The following is a 3,713-nucleotide window of genomic DNA, read 5'->3' as shown; positions in this document are numbered from 1 at the left end:
GCCGTTGATGGATTTGCGGAAGTCGACGGGCTTGGGATAGAGGTAGACCTTCTGGACCTTGGCGTCGGGACGCATCATGGATGGCGGGCTCCAATGGAAAATGGGGAGCGCAGCATCCTGAAGACGGCGGGTCATTTGTAGATGGGGTTTATGGAGCGCTTACATCGCCTCGGCCTGGCCGTGCTGGGCACCTATCACGACCGGGCAGGCGAGGACTACATGCTGTCGGCTCCCGGCAACGTGCTGCAAGGCTACCAGCCGCCGGAAGAGGACGAGCATCGCCTCTGGGCCCGCGCCTTCACCAGCTCGGGCAAGGCCGGGGACAACAGCAGCAGCCTCCAGAGCCGTCACCGGGAATTCCAGAAGGACGGCCCCCGCTATGACTACGACCTCGACGGCATCCAGCTGGGCCTGGATCTGCACCGCAGCCTGGACGAGGATGGCGCGCGGAACATCGCCGGCGCCTACTTCGCCGCCTCGCGCATGAAGGCCGACATCGACGCGATACAGGGCGGCCAGGGCGGCAAGGTCTCCATGGACGGCTACTCCCTGGGCGCCTACTGGACCCACCTCGCCCCGTCGCGCTGGTACCTGGACGCCGTGGGTCAGCTGACTCGCTACGACAACGTCAGGGCGAAGGCCTCGGGCGGCGAAACCGTCAAGCCCGATGGCTGGGGATTCGCCGCCTCGCTGGAAGGCGGCTACCCCTTTCAGCTGGACGAGAAGTGGTCCCTGGAGCCGCAGGCCCAACTGGTCTACCAGTACGTGGACCTGGGCGGCTCGACCCATGACCGCTACGGCAGGATCGACTTCAAGGACTCCGATGCCCTGTACGGCCGTCTGGGTGCCCGCCTGGCCCGCAACTGGGAAAAGGAGGACGGCCGCGAACACGCCTTCTGGCTGCGCGCCAACCTGTGGCATGACTTCGGGGCCGAGGCCGACACCACCTTCTCCGCCCCGGACGGCCAGAATGCCGTCAAGCTGCACACCGGGCTGGGCGGCACCTGGGGCCAGGTGGGCGCCGGCTTCAACACCCAGTTCAGGGACAACCTGAACGCCTTCCTGGCCGTGGACTACGAGCAGAGCCTGGAGAACAGCAGAGCCCACGGCGTCAGCGGGCGCATCGGCCTGCAGTACACCTGGTAGACCATCGCCTGCAAGGGACACCCGGGCCGCGCACTGCGCGGCCCGGGTGCTTCTGCCACCTCAATTGGTGGACTGGTTCGACAGCCAGTTCATCACCCGCCCCGGGCGGGTCAGGGCATCGACGAAGCTCTGCCCCCAGTAGCGGATGTGGTTGGCCTCCAGCACCGAGAACATCTCCTGGTGGCGGCTGCGGCGCTCCTCCAGGGGCATGCACAGCGCGGCGTGAATGGCGTCGGCCAGGGAGTCGCGGTCATGCGGGTTGATGATCAGCGCGGCGCCCAGCTCCGCGGCAGCGCCGGTGAACTGGGAGAGGATCAGCACGCCGGGGTCGGCCGGATCCTGGGCGGCGACGAACTCCTTGGCGACCAGGTTCATGCCGTCGCGCAGGGGGGTGACCAGGGCGATGCGCGCTAGGCGCATGACCATGGCGATGTCCTCGCGCCGGTGATTGCGGCTCACGTAGCGCAGCGGCACCCAGGACACCGCGCCGAAGCGGCCGTTGATGTGCCCGACCTTGGCGCTCACCGCCGCGTCTATGTCCGCGTACTCGGGGATCTCCTGGCGGCTGCCGGGGGCGATCTGCAGGTAGGTGACCCGTCCGTGCCACTCCGGATACTTCTCCAGGAAGCGCTCGTAGCCGTCGAGGCGGTGGACGATGCCCTTGGAGTAGTCGAGCCGGTCGATGCCGATGATCAGCGCGCGGCCGGCCAGGCTTTCCTCCAAATCCATCGCCTCGGTGCTGCCCATGGACATCTCGGCGATGCGCCGGAAGCGCTCGGTGTCAATGCCCACCGGGAACACGCCGACGCGGAAATGCTGGTTGCCCAGGTGATAGTGGCGACCGTCCGGAGTCGCCGCGCCGACCACCCGGGTCAGGTAGCGGGAGAAGTTGCCGGCATCGTTCTCGGTCTGGAAGCCGATCAGGTTGTATTCGGTGAGCGCGCGGATCAGTTCCAGATGATGGGGCAGCGCGATCAGCAGATCCGGCGGCGGCATGGGGATGTGCAGGAAGAAGCCGATGCGGTTCTGATGGCCGAGGGCGCGCAGGGACTGAGCCAAGGGGATCAGGTGATAGTCGTGGACCCAGATAATGTCATCCTTCTCCAACAGCGGACTCAGGCGCTCGGCGAAGAACTCGTTGACCCGCAGGTAGCCGCTGAAATCGGCCTCGCTGAACTCCGCGAGGTCCACCCGGTAGTGCAGGATCGGCCAGAGCACCCGGTTGGCGAAGCCGTAGTAGTACTCCTGGAAGTCCTGCGGACGGATGTCGGTGATCACGTAGTTCAGGCTGCCGCGCTCGATATGCACGGGCGGCGGCGGCTCGTCGGCCACCTGACCGCTCCAGCCGAACCAGATCCCTTCCCGCTCGCGCAGGGTGGCGTCCACCGCCACGGCGAGCCCGCCAGGCGCCACGGGGCTGCCCTCCTCCGGCACCACCACCCGGTTGGAAATCACGATCAGCCGAGACATGGGCTCTCCTCCCAACTGCTGGATAGCCGCATGGCGAAGTCGCGCGCCCCCGCCATCCGATGGTTTTTCCGGTATCGAGAAAGCCGCTGGAGACGGCGCCACATCTTCATCGCGCCAGCCCTCCGGCGGCCTCGACGAGCGCCGCCCGCAATGCCGCGGCATCGGCGAACACCGCCCGGGCCCCAGGCAGGGCTCGCCCGACCGACAGACCCAGTCCGCCCAGCTCGGCCACCACGGCCAGGGCCGCTTCGTCGGTCACGTCATCGCCGATGAACAGCGGCCATCGTCCTCGAAACGGCGGTGCTGCGAGAAAGCGGCGGATCGCCAGGCCCTTGTCGCAGCCCCTGCCGATCACCTCGAAGACCATCTTGCCGGGCAGCAGGCGCAGCCCCCGGCCCAGCGGCCCGGCCAGCAGCTCGTCCAGCGCGGCGGCTAGGGCCGGCGCCACCTCGGGCACGGCGCGGTAATGCAAGGCGAAGCTGCTGCCCTTGTCCTCGGCCAGCACGCCGGGATGGCGCTGCGCCAGAACGGCCAACCGCTCGCGCAGCGCGGCGTCGAGCGCGTTCGATGCATGACGGGGAGCCTCATCGGCCAACTGTCGCCACTGGGCACCGTGACCGCCGCTGGCCGCCAGGCGCAGGGGCGCGAACAGCGCATCCAGACTGTCGAGCGAACGGCCGCTGACCAAGGCCAGGGCCCCGCCGAGGCGGCGCTGCAGGGTGGCCAGGGCCGCGAGCAGCTCGGGCGGGACGCGGACCGCATCGGGTGTCTCAGCGATATCCAGGAGGGTGCCGTCGACATCGAGAAACAGCGAACATGCCTGCCAGCTGGAGCTCAGCCATTCCGCCAGGAGGGCACTTGCCGAAGCCTCGCAGGGCATGGCACGGGCTACGTCGACTTGCCCTCCGCATGACGGAAGACTCATGGACCAGCCTCTCTAACCTGCAAGTCACACCGCCACCCTTCGGCCAGGGAAGCGGCGGAAAAAGGAAACGTCCAACGCTAGGTTCTGTACGAAAAGTACTGCCGTAGGCACCGCAGCGTGCAAGCCAGCGTGACCATTGCGGCAAAACTTCTTGCCAGCTTGTCGTAGCGAG

3 protein-coding genes and 1 pseudogene are annotated in these 3,713 nt (G+C 67.5%); 1 reads left to right on the top strand and 3 read right to left on the bottom strand.

Annotation, left to right across the window (positions count from 1 at the left end):
* Positions 1-150 precede the first annotated feature (150 nt).
* Positions 151-1,146: an autotransporter family protein gene (locus H165_RS0117810; protein ID WP_017940283.1), complete on the top strand. Its 996-nt coding sequence runs from the start codon at positions 151-153 to the stop codon at positions 1,144-1,146.
* Positions 1,147-1,206: 60 nt separating this feature from the next.
* On the opposite strand, the gene otsA is transcribed toward H165_RS0117810, so the two are convergent.
* The 3 genes and pseudogenes from otsA to H165_RS19665 form a co-directional block, all read right to left on the bottom strand.
* Positions 1,207-2,616 carry an alpha,alpha-trehalose-phosphate synthase (UDP-forming) gene (otsA, locus tag H165_RS0117805; protein WP_017940282.1) on the bottom strand — a complete coding sequence of 470 codons (1,410 nt, stop codon included), beginning with the start codon at positions 2,614-2,616 and terminating at the stop codon, positions 1,207-1,209.
* A gap of 106 nt (positions 2,617-2,722) precedes the next feature.
* Positions 2,723-3,496 (bottom strand): trehalose-phosphatase, encoded by a 774-nt coding sequence (otsB, locus tag H165_RS0117800; protein ID WP_017940281.1) that lies wholly within the window; start codon positions 3,494-3,496, stop codon positions 2,723-2,725.
* 122 nt (positions 3,497-3,618) lie between these two features.
* Positions 3,619-3,713 (bottom strand): annotated as a pseudogene (locus H165_RS19665) (IS5/IS1182 family transposase); the annotation flags it as partial.

This window comes from Pseudomonas thermotolerans DSM 14292 (genome assembly GCF_000364625.1).
GTDB lineage: Bacteria > Pseudomonadota > Gammaproteobacteria > Pseudomonadales > Pseudomonadaceae > Aquipseudomonas > Aquipseudomonas thermotolerans.
The sequence above is the reverse complement of the archived record's forward strand: the minus strand, read 5'-3'. Positions and strand labels throughout refer to the sequence as shown.